Annotated in this window: 11 protein-coding genes; 3 read left to right on the top strand and 8 right to left on the bottom strand. The window is 43.2% G+C overall.

Annotated elements, in window-relative coordinates:
• Window positions 1-86 precede the first annotated feature (86 nt).
• Both ilvY and ABXS85_RS14585 read left to right on the top strand, forming a co-directional pair.
• Complete coding sequence (ilvY, locus tag ABXS85_RS14580; protein WP_353667251.1) at window positions 87-983, top strand: HTH-type transcriptional activator IlvY; 897 nt, start codon at window positions 87-89, stop codon at window positions 981-983.
• A 143-nt stretch (window positions 984-1,126) separates the two neighbouring features.
• Window positions 1,127-2,335 carry a sugar transporter gene (locus ABXS85_RS14585; protein ID WP_353667252.1) on the top strand — a complete coding sequence of 403 codons (1,209 nt, stop codon included), beginning with the start codon at window positions 1,127-1,129 and terminating at the stop codon, window positions 2,333-2,335.
• Here the strand turns inward: ABXS85_RS14585 and ABXS85_RS14590 are convergent.
• Complete coding sequence (locus tag ABXS85_RS14590; protein ID WP_353667253.1) at window positions 2,332-3,948, bottom strand: GGDEF domain-containing protein; 1,617 nt, start codon at window positions 3,946-3,948, stop codon at window positions 2,332-2,334. The two genes, ABXS85_RS14585 and ABXS85_RS14590, sit on opposite strands and share 4 nt — an antisense overlap.
• Window positions 3,949-3,968: 20 nt before the next feature.
• Window positions 3,969-5,366 carry a 5'-nucleotidase C-terminal domain-containing protein gene (locus ABXS85_RS14595; RefSeq protein WP_353667254.1) on the bottom strand — a complete coding sequence of 466 codons (1,398 nt, stop codon included), beginning with the start codon at window positions 5,364-5,366 and terminating at the stop codon, window positions 3,969-3,971.
• A 306-nt stretch (window positions 5,367-5,672) separates the two neighbouring features.
• Between ABXS85_RS14595 and ABXS85_RS14600 the strand changes: the two genes are divergently transcribed.
• Complete coding sequence (locus ABXS85_RS14600; protein ID WP_353667255.1) at window positions 5,673-7,022, top strand: GGDEF domain-containing protein; 1,350 nt, start codon at window positions 5,673-5,675, stop codon at window positions 7,020-7,022.
• Window positions 7,023-7,087: 65 nt separating this feature from the next.
• On the opposite strand, the gene gshA is transcribed toward ABXS85_RS14600, so the two are convergent.
• From gshA to ABXS85_RS14630, 6 genes are all read right to left on the bottom strand, one after another.
• Window positions 7,088-8,680, bottom strand: a complete 1,593-nt coding sequence (gene gshA / locus ABXS85_RS14605; protein WP_353667256.1) for a glutamate--cysteine ligase — start codon at window positions 8,678-8,680, stop codon at window positions 7,088-7,090.
• Between the two features lie 164 nt (window positions 8,681-8,844).
• Window positions 8,845-9,825 carry a D-glycerate dehydrogenase gene (locus ABXS85_RS14610; protein WP_353667257.1) on the bottom strand — a complete coding sequence of 327 codons (981 nt, stop codon included), beginning with the start codon at window positions 9,823-9,825 and terminating at the stop codon, window positions 8,845-8,847.
• Complete coding sequence (locus ABXS85_RS14615) at window positions 9,815-10,783, bottom strand: sugar kinase (protein WP_353667258.1); 969 nt, start codon at window positions 10,781-10,783, stop codon at window positions 9,815-9,817. Before ABXS85_RS14615 ends, ABXS85_RS14610 begins: the two co-directional genes overlap by 11 nt.
• 22 nt (window positions 10,784-10,805) lie before the next feature.
• Window positions 10,806-12,065: a TRAP transporter large permease gene (locus tag ABXS85_RS14620; protein WP_353667259.1), complete on the bottom strand. Its 1,260-nt coding sequence runs from the start codon at window positions 12,063-12,065 to the stop codon at window positions 10,806-10,808.
• Window positions 12,050-12,541, bottom strand: a complete 492-nt coding sequence (locus tag ABXS85_RS14625) for a TRAP transporter small permease (protein WP_353667260.1) — start codon at window positions 12,539-12,541, stop codon at window positions 12,050-12,052. Before ABXS85_RS14625 ends, ABXS85_RS14620 begins: the two co-directional genes overlap by 16 nt.
• 62 nt (window positions 12,542-12,603) lie before the next feature.
• Complete coding sequence (locus ABXS85_RS14630; protein ID WP_353667261.1) at window positions 12,604-13,602, bottom strand: TRAP transporter substrate-binding protein; 999 nt, start codon at window positions 13,600-13,602, stop codon at window positions 12,604-12,606.
• Between the last annotated feature and the right edge of the window lie 112 nt (window positions 13,603-13,714).

Here is a 13,714-nt window from a genome sequence, read left to right on the forward strand (position 1 = left end):
AAATTGATATATTTGCAAAACAATGTCCCATTTTTTGCAACGAAAGAGTATGATGCCTATGTCTATGAAAAAGCTTGGTCCTTGTTTTGAATAGTAAAGCCATTAAACACTTTTTAGCACTGGCAGAAAGCCTGCATTTTGGCCGTGCCAGTGAAGAGTGTCACATCAGTATTTCTGCTTTGTCGCGCAACATTCGCCAATTAGAAGAAGAGGTGGGTGTGGCTTTGTTTGCCCGAGATAATCGCACCGTGACTTTGACGCAAGAAGGCAAAAAGTTCTTAGTGTATGCCCGCGAAGCCAGCAGCCAATGGCGTTTAATTCGTCATGAGTTGTCAGACAATTCTGATCAGTTGCACGGTGAAATCAGTATTTATTGTTCGGTCACCGCAAGCTATAGCTTTTTGTTTGATTTGTTGAATCGTTTTCGACAAGTTCACCCAGGTATTGAAATTAAGCTGCACACAGGGGACCCTGATGATGCTATTAGCCGCATATTGGACGGTAAAGAAGATCTTACTATTGCGGCGCGTCCTGACAATATGCATCCTAGCTTAGCGTTTAAACCCATTACCTTTTCGCCCTTGGTGTTTATTGCGCCTAATGAACAGCATTTACCCAGTGTGCCGACTGTGCCGCCAGGATCGTTTGAGGCTTGGGCACAAGTGCCTATGATAGTGTCCGAAGCTGGAGTGTCACGAAATCGTGTTGATAATTGGTTTTATCAGCACAACATCAGTCCGAAAATATACGCGCAAGTGGCAGGCAATGAAGCCATTGTAAGTATGGTGAGTTTGGGGTTTGGTATTGGTGTGGTGCCAAAAATCGTATTAGACAATAGCCCTTTGCAAGATAGGGTAAAAATTTGGCCAGTGCTACCGGAATTAGCGCCTTATGATATTGGTTTGTTTACTCTGCAGAAAAACCTAAAAAACCCTATGATTTCAGCCTTCTGGGAATTGATGGTGGAGCGACGAGCCACTTAAATTTGGCTTTTGTTTCTATAATTCATCTTAAATCAAGATTTGCCAAAAAAATCCATAATTTACCTATTTCTTTATTGGTGAAAAAATGGACAATGTGCGCCTCGTTTGATCTTCTCTCTTCAATGGGTTTTTCTTAAGTAATCATGACAGCTATACCTCCTTTAGAGGAAACGGTTTCGCGCCGTGTCCAATACCTTCGTGTGTTTATTTTGGGTTTTAGTGCCTTTATTTTTAACACCACGGAATTTGTGCCTGTGGGTTTATTGACGGATATTGCCGAGAGCTTTGCCATTGCGCCTGCTCAAGTGGGTTGGATGCTGACCATATACGCTTGGATTGTCGCCCTCATGTCTTTGCCTATGATGCTACTGACACGCAACATGGAGCGTAAGACCTTACTGCTCGCTTTGTTCACGCTCTTTATCGTCAGTCACTTATTAACGGTATTTGCTTGGAATTATGGTGCCTTGCTAGTGAGTCGTATTGGTATCGCCTTTGCTCACGCGGTGTTTTGGTCGATTACGGCGTCCATTGCCATTCGTGTTGCGCCACCGGGCAAAGAAACCTTTGCCTTGAGTGTGTTAGCAACTGGTACTGGATTGGCTATGGTGCTTGGTGTTCCTGCTGGACGAATCATAGGTCAGTTACTTGGTTGGCGAGCCACTTTCGCTGTTATCACCTTGGTTGCCCTTGTGGTCGCTGTGATTCTACTCAGTTTGTTGCCTAAATTGCCGAGTTTGTTTTCCGGTTCGTTAAGTAAGGTACCAGAGGTGTTCCGAAATCGTATTTTGTTGGGAATGTATCTGTTTATATTTGTGATTTTTTCTGCCCACTACACAGCATACAGTTATATTGAACCTTTCTTACAGCAAGTTGGCGCTGTGAGTGAGCACTTTACCACACTTATCTTATTGTTATTTGGCGTCGCAGGGATTGGCGGCAGTATCTTGTTTAGTCAGTTTGGTGATCGTGCTAATACACTTATGTTAGTCATCAGTGCTGTCATGGCCTCTGTTTGCATGTTAGCACTGTATTTTGTGGCCCAGCATGCCAACGGCTTGATCTTTACTATTTTGCTTTGGGGCGCGGCCATGATGATCATTGGTTTGAGTATGCAGATTAAGGTACTCAGTGTCGATAGCAGTGCTGCGGACATTATTATGTCTCTGTACTCAGGCATCATTAACCTAGGGATTGGGGCAGGTGCTTTGCTCGGTGGGCAAGCCATATTACTCATTGGCTTGCCAAGTGTGGGCTTTAGCGGGGCATTTTTGGGGGCACTAGCACTGGTTATACTTGTTCTGCTGTTAAAAGCGATTCAAGTTCGACAGGTTTCATTGAACGGCCATTAGACCGCTTTGATGTCATCAAAATGTGTCGCTTGATTACGTCCTTGTGCTTTTGAGTAGTAAAGGGCTTGATCGGCAAATCTCATTAAGGTGTCAGCATCAGTCTGTTGATTTGCTTGACGTGTCACCAAACCAAGGCTAATGCTGATACGGTCACTTACCTGACTGCTGGCATGCTCAATCTGACATTCGTGAATGGCTTGAATTGCCTGCTGAGCCTTGTTTTTAGCATCGGCAATGTTGTGGTTTGGCAAAATAGCGACAAACTCCTCGCCACCATATCGAGCAAATAAACAGGCTTCTCCAGAGAGCGTTTGGTGCAAGCTACTAGCGACTTTCTGTAAGGCTTCATCACCCTTTAAATGCCCATAGGTGTCGTTAAATTGTTTGAAATAATCCACATCAATCAACAAGATGGATAGCACTTGAGCGTGTGTTAGTGTTTCTCTTAATCTCTGATCAAAGGCTCTTCGGTTTGCTACAGAAGTCAGACTATCAGTGAGTGACAGGCTTTCTAGACGTTGAGTTTGTATATTAATGGTATTGGAAAAGTCCTCAAAGGCAAGGAAAAGCTCATCAATTTCATCCACACTTTTTTGTTGCTTGGTGTGATTTGTGCTCATACCACTGAGCTTTTCGGTCAGGCGCTTGAGTCGGTGAATAACCCATTGATAGTGAAGTAAAATAATGCCTATCATGACCACAAAAATCATAAAAGCCCCAACCAACCAACTTTTTTGCATGGATAAGTCATCGGCCAACTCTGTCACTTCAGCTTTTAGATTAGCAGTCTCATTAAAGGCAATCTGCTCATTTACATTGCTGTAATCGTCGATCAGATTACGGATGAAATGCTCTCGACCACGACTACGACCACTGACTCTAAGGTAGTCGGTTCTAAGACGAATGAGTCCTTGATCGGACAACAGATCTTGCTGTAATTGCGTATTAATTGTATTTAAATTGGAGAAATAAATAGGGTGCTTTTGTGCATAGGCTTGCATGCTGTCTAATAATAATTGGATATCTTGCTCTAAGTTCAATAACTGCGTAAGTTGATTCGAATTGGCTGACTGATAGGCCTTAGCTATGATAGTGCTGAAGTTTAATTGCCAGAGTAACATGCTGTTTTTTAGATTGTCGTTTCCAAGGAAGAGTTGCGCGGAGGATGCTTGCAATTGATTTATGTGCTCTAAGCGTTCTTGAATTTGTTCAGCTAAATTGAGCTTTTGATCGATTAACAGTGTCAGCTGGGCTACTTCATCTTTGAGGCTTTTTAATTTGAGAACTTCAGTCGACCCCTTATCGACTTGATTAACTAAATTGGCTGTTTCCTTAATTTTATTTTGAACTTCTTGATCGGCAATCCGACGTGAAGCCGGGTTACTGGCTTGAGTAAATTGTTCAATGGCGAGAAACAGTTCAGTTGATAGAATGGCTCTTTCACTGGCCTCTGCCATAGAGGGTAAAGCTTGTTCTGTGAGTTCGTGAAGTATTTGCTGGGTACTATCGAGTTTGGTTTGTAAGGCATACCCCACTGCTATAAACAACAAAATAACCACCAAAATGAGCAAGCCGAATTGCTTTCTCAAGGTTAATTTTTGCTGCCAATTCACTTCACACTCCTCAGCTGAAATTAGGGTAAATCTTGCAAGCGACCATCTACTTTTGGTGCAATGATTTTTTCTTTTTCTATGTGTTCAAGAATCACATCGGCCAATATTAAACTGGCAGGCTTTTTATAGTCCAGAAGCCTATTTGTTCGGAACATGTTAAAACCGTCTCCGCCTTCAAGAAGATAGTCTAAAGTGGCCACTTTGTATGTTAGGGTTGGATCAATAGGTCGACCATTGAAACGGGTTGTGATCAGTCTTTGTCCTGCTGGTCTGCTGCTACGATAATGGATTTCCAGTCCTGACACTTGTAGGAATTGTCCGCTAACATTTTCCAGTCCTGTTAAACCATGTTCAATTGCGTCTAATATCTGTTGCCCTGTGGCTTCCACTAATACCGGTCTATTTCGATAAGGCATCATGTTGCGAATGTCTTTTATGCTGAGTTGACTCCCTGCAGGATAGACTACATTCCCCCGAAATGTGCCGCTGTTAATCAAACTAATATCGGCTTCGGTATATTGCTTTAAAACATCGGCAACATAATTGGTAAAGCCGTTTTCTGCTGTTCGGACCTTTTGTCTGGTCAAATCAATAGGGTTTTTGGTGATGCCAACCTTACGTGATAAAAAGGCATTCAGGCGATCATCGTATTCTTGTTCTTGTCGAAACACTTTGGGGTCTGGTGGTAACTGTGTCAAATCCACCGAGGTTGCAGTAACTTGGATCTTATTGTCTGCTGGCTGGTCGCCCAGCTTAAGGTCTAATACTAAGGCCTGATTTTTTTGTTGAATGATAAAGTTGCGCGGGTGTTTTTTATCCTCATAGTGAGGAGATAAATGAAAGTTTTGGTCTTTAAGCAAGCCTATATCAATGACACCTTCTTGCAAGAGTTGATTGATTAGAGGCTTGTAGGTGGAGTAATGCAGCACGATGAGATCAGCATTTTGTTTTCTGAGTAAGCTGGCTTGGTTACGAATGGCATTTTCCACCTTTTGAATCTTTATTCGATCGGTTGGATACTTTTTAGCAACACTGGGGTCAAGTATGGACATAAATCCTAGTGTTACCGCACCTTGAGATAGAATAACAGAAGGTTGAGTACCTTCTAGATAAGGCTCTTGAGTAAGCGGATCATAAAGGTTGCTAGACACAATAGGAAAGGCCGCTTCATAAGAGCGTATTGTCAATTCGTCTTCTTGATAGCTGAATTCACGCTTTGATACGCCCATTGCGCTTGGGCTGAGACTGTTTAGTAAATCTATTATATGAGAGCCTTTATCCATTGATGAAAGCAAACTTGGCCCCAAACTTTCACCACCAAAAATGAAGGCAACTTGGGTTTTCTGCTGTCTTTGTTGATCAATCAGATAGGCAAGTTGAGCATAGCTGCCACTTTCTTCGTCATTAATGATTGGCATCTCAGCATCAAACACTATGGTGAATGTTGAGTTTGCCCAAGTGATTTGGCTGAACAAGCAACATAATAGAAGGCAGAGGCGTTTTTTAGAAGTGATGTAAGTCAGCGCTATATTCCTCTTTAACATTTTGTTTGTTGCTTAAGCAATGCATGGTCTAAGATAAGTCGAGGAAAGTACGAACAAGCTCACTGGCATCAACCTTTGAATAATTCCCTCTTATTCGTAACTTTCTTATGTATGTTCTATGCTTTTCACTTCATTTATAACACACAAAAGATGTTTATGTTTAATTGGTTTAGTGTCTCCATGACGAAGAAAGTAGGTGGTCTTGCCTTCATTCTCTTGTCCTTCCTGTTTGTAGTTATTTTATATTCTGCTATTCAATCTCAACGTATTTATTGGAATATGAAAGAAGTGGCTGAGATTGATATTCCGTTATTAGAGGTCATAGCAGACATAGAGATGTTGCAGCTCAAGCAAGATTTATTGGTAGAATCTTTGCGTTTACAACAGCGTCAGGCGACCGCACCTGTTATTAGATTCAGTCGTGCCAGTATCACTGATATAGAGGCAAGTTTTCTCCGTTTTAGTCAAGGTTTAACAGAGCAGTTAGAAAAAGCAGAAAAAATCCTGTTAAACGCATTAGCGCTGGGCAATATTCGTCTACACATAGAGCAACATCAAACACTAATGGAGCAGATTCGTAAGCTTCATAAACATCGTTTGGCCTATGAATACGCCATCATGCCAGTCTTTCAACAATCCAGTATAGAGTTAGCTGCGTGGCGGGATATTGAAGATCAAGACAATCAGTTAGAGGCTGAAACAGATAGATTATTGATAATGATAGACAAGCTGGTGATGAGTGTTAGCAATAAGGTCGAGGAACAAGAACAGCATTTTGTGGTAGTGAACGCCATATTAGGTATGTCAGCTTTTGCTATAGGTTTGTATTTAACACTTTATATTATTGTGTCTTTTCGTCGTCGAGTTTGGTCATTACGTGGCAAGATTCAGCACCTTCATCGCGCCATTTCGATTGATCCTGAACAAGGCGCACAAAGGCAATATGGCAAAGACGAATTGGATGAGCTGGAAAAAGATCTGCAAACACTCATGGGACGTTTGTCTTCTGAATTAGACAGCCGTCAACAGGTGGAAAGTCGCTTAATTGAATTGGCTACCCGAGACAAGTTAACAGGCGCATTTAATCTACATAAGTGGGATGAGCAAATTCAGCAAGTGTTTGCTTTAGCAGAACAAGGTTATCAGTTTGCCATGTTATTAATCGATGTGGATCATTTTAAAAAAATCAATGACACCTATGGGCACGATATAGGGGATCAAGTGCTCAAAAAGCTGGTGGCAGCATTAAACTCTAAATTGCACTCACCCCGTGATAGTGTGTTTCGTCTTGGTGGCGAAGAGTTTGTTGTATTAATGAGGCAAGCAGATCTGACATCCGCTGCGAAAAAAGCTGAAGAATTGCGACAATATATAGCGCAGCTTAAAGTGGAGAATTTGCCCAAGATTACCATCAGTTTGGGGGTGACAGCGATTCAAGCAGGGGATGACAGCAAAAGCATTGTCAAAAGAGCGGATCGTTTGTTGTATGAAGCCAAAGGGGCAGGGCGCAATCAAGTCATGACAGGCTAAGGAAGCGTTCACTAGGGTCTGAAAAACACTAACTTATCGCTCCCTATGCTTTGTTTGGTCGGTTTTTATTGAGGTTCTAGATAGCCTATCAGAAAGTCGTCAAACGGCATTTCTTCTATTGCTTCAAGACGTTGTTGCTCTGCAATTGAGGCAGTGGCTTGTTCTGCATACGTCTGTAGCAATTGCCTTGATAGAGGTTGAGCCAGCCATTGTGATTGTTGTTGTTTTGACAGCTTTAACATGGCGGCGTGATAACCATTATGTTGCTGGCATAGCTGTAAGAGTTGCGCGGAAGGTAACTTACTGGCATCTTTCAGTTTTTCTTTCTGTTGCTGTACGGCTTCAAGATAAGCCATATTACCCGTTTGTGACACTAGGAAATGCGCCACTTCTTCCAGCGCTTCCAATACATTATTTGCTTTATCTGCCAACTTGACAGGCCCATGGCCAAAGTCAAAGTCTTTCTGTAAATCTCGGCCGTGAGCGGCAATCTGTTGTTGTAAAGAACGCAGCTTGTTGCATTCTTCTGCATCCAATCGTTCGTCTCCTCGCAACATACAAAACAACAAAAAGACGTCAATAAAATACAAGGTAGAGGCTTGCATACCGATAGGAGAAGATGGATCCAAGTCCATAATGCGTACTTCTATGTATTCGACGCCACGAGATTGCAAGGCGGCACTGGGGTGTTCACCTGATCGAGTGACCCTTTTGGGACGAATGTCACTGTAGTACTCGTTTTCAATTTGCAGCAAATTGGTGTTTAACTGGCGATATTGCCCATTCACTTTTGTGCCTATATCCTGATATTTTTGATAAGGCGTCTGTAGGGCTTTCTTTATGGTGCTGATGTAAGTATCCACTTCGTTGTAGCACACATATAAATCCGCTTGAGCCTTATTTTGATAACCTAAGTCACTCATGCGCAATGACGTTGCTTGAGGGCCATACCAGGTGTGATCCCTCAGTTCTTCTAGACTGCTGGGCTTGCTTGGTAAAAAACTGCTGTCGATGGCGGGTGAAGCGCCAAACAGAAGGGATAAAAGCCAAGAGTTGCGACGGAAATTACGGATTAACGCGAAGTAACTGTCAGATTGAAACTTCTGTTGCTCTGCAGTAGTTAAATTTTCTCGCCCTTTGTAGTTCGCTAAGAATTGCCAGAAGTGATTGTCGAAGGAAAAGTTATAATGCATGCCCGCGATGCATTGCATAATGCGACCATATCGATTGGACAGGCCTTCTCGATACACTCGCTTTAACTTACCTGTGTTGGACTCGCCATAATAGGCGATCGGCACATCCTCGTTGCCCTCTAAGAAACACGGCATGCTGGCGGGCCATAAGACTTCATCCAACTGACCCAGCTCATGATTGACCACATGATGAATGTCTTCCAGTTCTTGGATTACCCCTTCTACACTAGGATGAACTTGCGTAATAAACTCCATTAACGCTTCAGAATAGTCCGTGGTGATGGCGCTATGGGTCAGGGTCGAACCCAGGCTTTTAGGATGAGCTTGATGAGAAATACGGCCATTTGACGCTTGTACTCGCAAGGCTTCTCGTTCGACACCTCGATGAAAGGTGATGGCGTTAGATGAGCCGGATTGCTGACAAAATTCTGCTAATGCGCTTAAAGCCTTGGTTAAGGTGGTCAAGAAGTGTTCCTTCTACAAATAAAGCCAAATGTTGTCGCAGATTGTACTCGGCCTGACTCTGACGCGGCAAGTTATCCATCACAGTGTGCACAAAAGTTGCAGACTTTTATTGTTCACCTACCGCATCGCCATCAGTGAACCTATTGCTGCTTTCAAGCAAGTGATCATTCTTTAAGCAAATGACCATTGGCACAATTTTTTGAAAGGTCGCCTGACATGGCATGGATCAGATTGTCGATGGCACAAATGATCATTTTATGACGAGTTTCTACTGTTGCTGAGCCAATGTGCGGAAAGAGCACAGCATTGTCCAACTGGCACAATGGTGAATCAGCTGGTAAGGGTTCTTGGTGGAAAACATCCAATCCCGCCGCACGAATTTGCTTGTTGTGAAGGGCTTCTATTAGAGCGGCTTCGTCTATGACTCTGCCTCTGGAACCGTTAATAAAGATACTGTCTGGTCTCATTAAAGCAAATTCCCTTGCCCCAATCAGACCTTCTGTTTCGGCGGTTAGCGGCGTCATTACACAGACAAAATCAGACTGAGCCAGTAAGGTATCAATGTCCATATATTGTGCTTTGTAGGCTTGTTCCGCTTGCGGATTACGATGACGATTAGCGTATTGAATCTTCATGTCAAAACCTAGATGCGCGCGCTTGGCTAAAGCTTGGCCGATCCGTCCCATGCCAATAATACCAAGGGTTTTGCCGTTGACATCTGTGCCATATAGCTCAGGGCCTATGGTGTGTTTCCAACGGCCTTCCTTTACCATGTTAGACAGCTCAAGGGTGCGTCGAGCAGTACACATAAGCAAAGCAAACAGGGTGTCGGCAGTGGTTTCATTGAGCACGCCAGGGGTGTGCATTACTGGGATATTTCGGCGTGCGAGATAATCTAGGTCATACTGATCTGTACCAACGGAAATAGTCGAAGCGACTTTAAGATTGATAGCTTGTGCAAGGTGTTCTGTTGTCAACTTTATACCAGAGCCGCCAATGATTCCTTCAGCTTGTCTTAGCGCAGTTAAAAACTCGACCTCATTATCAGGGTGAAAACCATCAAATTCGGCCAGATCAAAGTGAGTTGCCAGTCGCTGTCGTTGGTCATCTGGAAGGGGTTTGTAGAGCAATACTTTAGGCTTCATAGCAATCCACTTTTTCTAATCTGTTTAGTTGATTTCTGGTCGGTAAACCTTCACTGTCCCCACGCACCTGAACGGTTAAAGAGCCGAGCAAATTACCACGACGGGCTGCTTGAGTCATATCAAGGCCATCCAATAATGCAGAAATGACACCCACAGCAAAACTGTCACCGGCTCCAACGGTATCAACGACTTTATTCACTGGGAAACCTGCCACAGTGCCTGATTCGCCAGAACCTGTTTTAAAGTATGCGCCTTTGCTGCCCAGTTTTACCACCACTGCTTGACTGCCACTTTGTAAGTAGAAGTCAGCAATGGCTTCCGGCTGATCACTGCCGGTAAGGATTTTACCTTCTTCAATGCCGGGTAAAACTATGTCACTAGCAAAAGCAAAGTCATTGATTTCTCTAATCATGGTAGCTTGGTCAGGCCATAGGGCTGGGCGCAAATTGGTGTCAAAAGAGACTCGGCAAGCTTGTTCTTTAGCCAGTTTTAATGCCTGCTTAGCGGCATTTCGAAGACTTTCGGAAACCGCAACTGACACACCCGTAAGGTGAAGGTGAGGTTGTTGCTGAAAGAGACGGCCATCAATGTCGTCGGCGTTTAGAGTTGAAGCGGCTGAGTTACCACGGTAATACTCTACCTTAGGGTCACTGCCATCAGTGACGTTGGATTTCAGCATGAAGCCCGTGGCATTGGTTGTGCTTTCTAATATCTGATTGGTCTGAATGTTTTCCTTTAGCACCGATTGTTTTATGAAGTCACCGAAGCTGTCTTTGCCCACTTTGGTGATGTAGGTGGAATCAAAGCCCAGTCTTGCCATACCAATTGCCACATTGACTTCTGCTCCTGCAAGGGATCGTGAAAACGACATTACTTGGGATAAATCCCCCGGCGTATCTGCCACAAACATGGTCATGGCTTCACCTATGGTGACAAAGTTAGGGATGGAATGGGACATAAGAGCAATCTCCTTTTTATTGTTAGACGAGTAGGAGGCTTGGCACAAAAATGATGCCAATCAACACAAATAAAATAACTAGGATATAAGGTAAAACGGCGTTGAAGGAACGGTCGACTGGCAACTCTCCAATGTTGCTGGATATGAGCAAACATAGACCATAAGGTGGAGTTACCAAGCCGATGGAAAGAGTGATGATTATTACAATGCCAAGTTGTATTGGATCCACTCCCAAGGACAAAGCGACTGGATACACTACTGGTACAAAGAGCACCATGGCAGGAATTGCATCCATAAAAGTGCCGATGAACAAAAAGAATAGCACTATGATAAAGAGGAATAGGTATTCACTCCCACCCAGTTGACCAAAGAAATCCGTAGCAAGGGCATTAATGCGATAAAAACCAAGAAATTCACCCAGCGCGGACGCCGCTGCCAGAGCGAATAAAGACAAACAGCTGAGCTTTAAGGTCTCACTGAAAATACCGAATAAGTCTGTTAGTTTGATGGATTTATAATAAAAAACACTCACTAAAAAAGCGTAAATTGCTGAAAATGCCGCTGCTTCTGTTGGCGTAAAAACACCAAATACAATGCCTCCGATAATTATCAATGGGGTGATCATCGCGGGGATGGCATCTTTGCTCAGCTTGATAAACTCGGACTTAGAAATTTTAGGCATGGCGGGCAGATTGTCGCGAATGGCAATGCGGCTGATCACAAACATCATTCCTAAACCGATTAATACACCGGGGATCATGCCGCCAATGAAGAGTTGTCCTACTGAAGTATTGGTTAAGCCACCGTAAATCACCATGGTGATACTTGGCGGTATAATGCCACCAATGGTGGAAGACGCTGCGGTGACGCCAACCGACATTTCTCGACTGTAGCCTTTATTGATCATATTAGGGATTAAAATTTTACCGACCCCTGCAGTATCTGCCGTTGATGAGCCACTCACCCCTGCAAATAACATGGATACCAGAACATTGGCATGCCCCAAACCACCGGGTTTTCGGCCAACAAGAGCAATGGAGAAATTGATTAGGCGGTGAGAAATTTGCCCACTGTTCATGATATTGGCGGTAAGAACAAACAATGGCACCGCCAGCAAGACATAAGAATTAAGTCCATAAAACATTTTCATTGGAATCATGGTAGTTGGCGCGCTCGTCATGGTTACAATCCCCACTAAAGCGGTAATACCAATGGAAAAAGCGATTGGAATACCGATAAAGATGAGGGCAATGAAAAGCAAGGTTATTATTGCGAGTTCCATGATTTCCCCTTAAAGAAAGGCTGAAGCTCCTCAAGAATTTGCTGTATGAGATATACACCTGAGCTGATGAAGGTGATTGGCATGATTAACCAAACATAACCTTGTTTAAACTCGGGGATACTAATCCACCGTGAATTCCAGAAAACTTGAGTGATTTCAATACTATAAATGGCACAGAAGACACAAAAAGTTAGCATGCAAAGATTTTGGAATAAGCTGAGATAGCAACCTTTAATGCCGGTTAACTTATTTGATATGGCATTAAAGCCAAAATGTTGCTTCTCTTTCACCATGACCGAAGCGCCGAGAAACATAGCCCATATAAAGGCGTTGACAGCAATTTCTTCTGTCCAAAGAACGGAGATACCTAGATAGCGAGTACTTACTTGAACCAAGGTTGCAAGCAGGAATATAACAAGACAAAGAACCCCTAGGGATATTTGTAGGTGGGCCATAATACGAGTAAGAGTATTCATAACAGTTACCTAGAAGTCACTCAGTCACTCTGACCAGTTTGCTGGCCAGAGTGAGGGGGTATTTATTTTGCTGCACGAATAGTGGCAACAATATCGGTCATATTATGTTCTTTAGCCCATTCATTCTGAATGGTAACCGCTTTTTCTATGAAAGGTGTGCGATTCAAACTATTGACCACAGCACCATCATTAATGGCTTGCTGTTTATAGTTCGATTCTTCATTATAAAGCGCTTGTCTTTCAGCTTGCGTTGCTGCTTTTACCGCCTTTTCGAACTCAACACGCTGCTCATCCGTAAAGTTTTCCCAAACTGAATTTCTTACTAATAGTAAACGCGTTGTGTAGTCATGACCGGTTTCTGAAATGAACTTACCATTATCGGTTTTATGATGTTCCATAGGGATAAAATAAGGGTAAGCATTTTCGGCAGCATCAACTACATTACTAGATAATGCTTGATATAACTCAGCCCAAGCAACGGATGTTGGCACTGCGCCAATGTCTTGCCAATACTGCGAGACTACTCCTGATGTTTGGGTGCGGATTTTCAAGCCCTCGAGATCGGCAAACGAATTGACGGCTTGCTTGCCATACCAATGTCTTACCCCAGCCGTCCAATAAGCGGCAACACGATATTTTTCACCTGATTTCTGATGGATGATATTAGCCATCTTAGTACCAACTTCTCCGTCAACTACCTTTTCCCAGTGCTGATAGTTATCGAATAGGTATAAGAGAGAGAATAGGTCCACTTCATCAATTCCCGAAGATGTCATGAAGCCAGGTGATACCAACACCATATCAGCACCGCCAAGAACCAATTTTTCAACCAGCTCATTTTCATTAGTGCCTATCGTGCCCGCATGAACCTCGACATCAAAAAGCCCGGATTGGTCGGCAACTTCTTTGAGTTTTAGCATGCCTATTTGATAAGGGTTTGAGATGTTCGTTTGGTTGTGAGCCGCCACGAGTTTAATGACATCGGATTGTGATGAATCATCACTGCAGCCAGCAAGCATCATAGCGGCAGCAGTAGTAAGCAAGGTAATGAACTTTTTCATGTGTTACTCCATTGAGACTTTTTTATGATTATTTGGGGCACTCTCGGTAAATGAATATAAATGGAACCGGTTCCATATGCAATCCTAGTGATGTTGCTTTGCACTTCCAGAC

The organism is Marinomonas sp. THO17, assembly GCF_040436405.1.
Taxonomy (GTDB): Bacteria; Pseudomonadota; Gammaproteobacteria; order Pseudomonadales; family Marinomonadaceae; genus Marinomonas.

Bases quoted from the DNA above. Each gene is read 5' to 3' on its own strand.
- ABXS85_RS14620 (WP_353667259.1), bottom strand. From the start codon at position 12,065: ATGGAACTCGCAATAATAACCTTGCTTTTCATTGCCCTCATCTTTATC.
- ABXS85_RS14630 (WP_353667261.1), bottom strand. From the start codon at position 13,602: ATGAAAAAGTTCATTACCTTGCTTACTACTGCTGCCGCTATGATGCTT.
- ABXS85_RS14585 (WP_353667252.1), top strand. From the start codon at position 1,127: ATGACAGCTATACCTCCTTTAGAGGAAACGGTTTCGCGCCGTGTCCAA.
- ABXS85_RS14595 (WP_353667254.1), bottom strand. From the start codon at position 5,366: ATGCCAATCATTAATGACGAAGAAAGTGGCAGCTATGCTCAACTTGCC.
- ABXS85_RS14610 (WP_353667257.1), bottom strand. From the start codon at position 9,825: ATGAAGCCTAAAGTATTGCTCTACAAACCCCTTCCAGATGACCAACGA.
- ABXS85_RS14600 (WP_353667255.1), top strand. From the start codon at position 5,673: ATGACGAAGAAAGTAGGTGGTCTTGCCTTCATTCTCTTGTCCTTCCTG.
- ABXS85_RS14625 (WP_353667260.1), bottom strand. From the start codon at position 12,541: ATGAATACTCTTACTCGTATTATGGCCCACCTACAAATATCCCTAGGG.
- ABXS85_RS14615 (WP_353667258.1), bottom strand. From the start codon at position 10,783: ATGTCCCATTCCATCCCTAACTTTGTCACCATAGGTGAAGCCATGACC.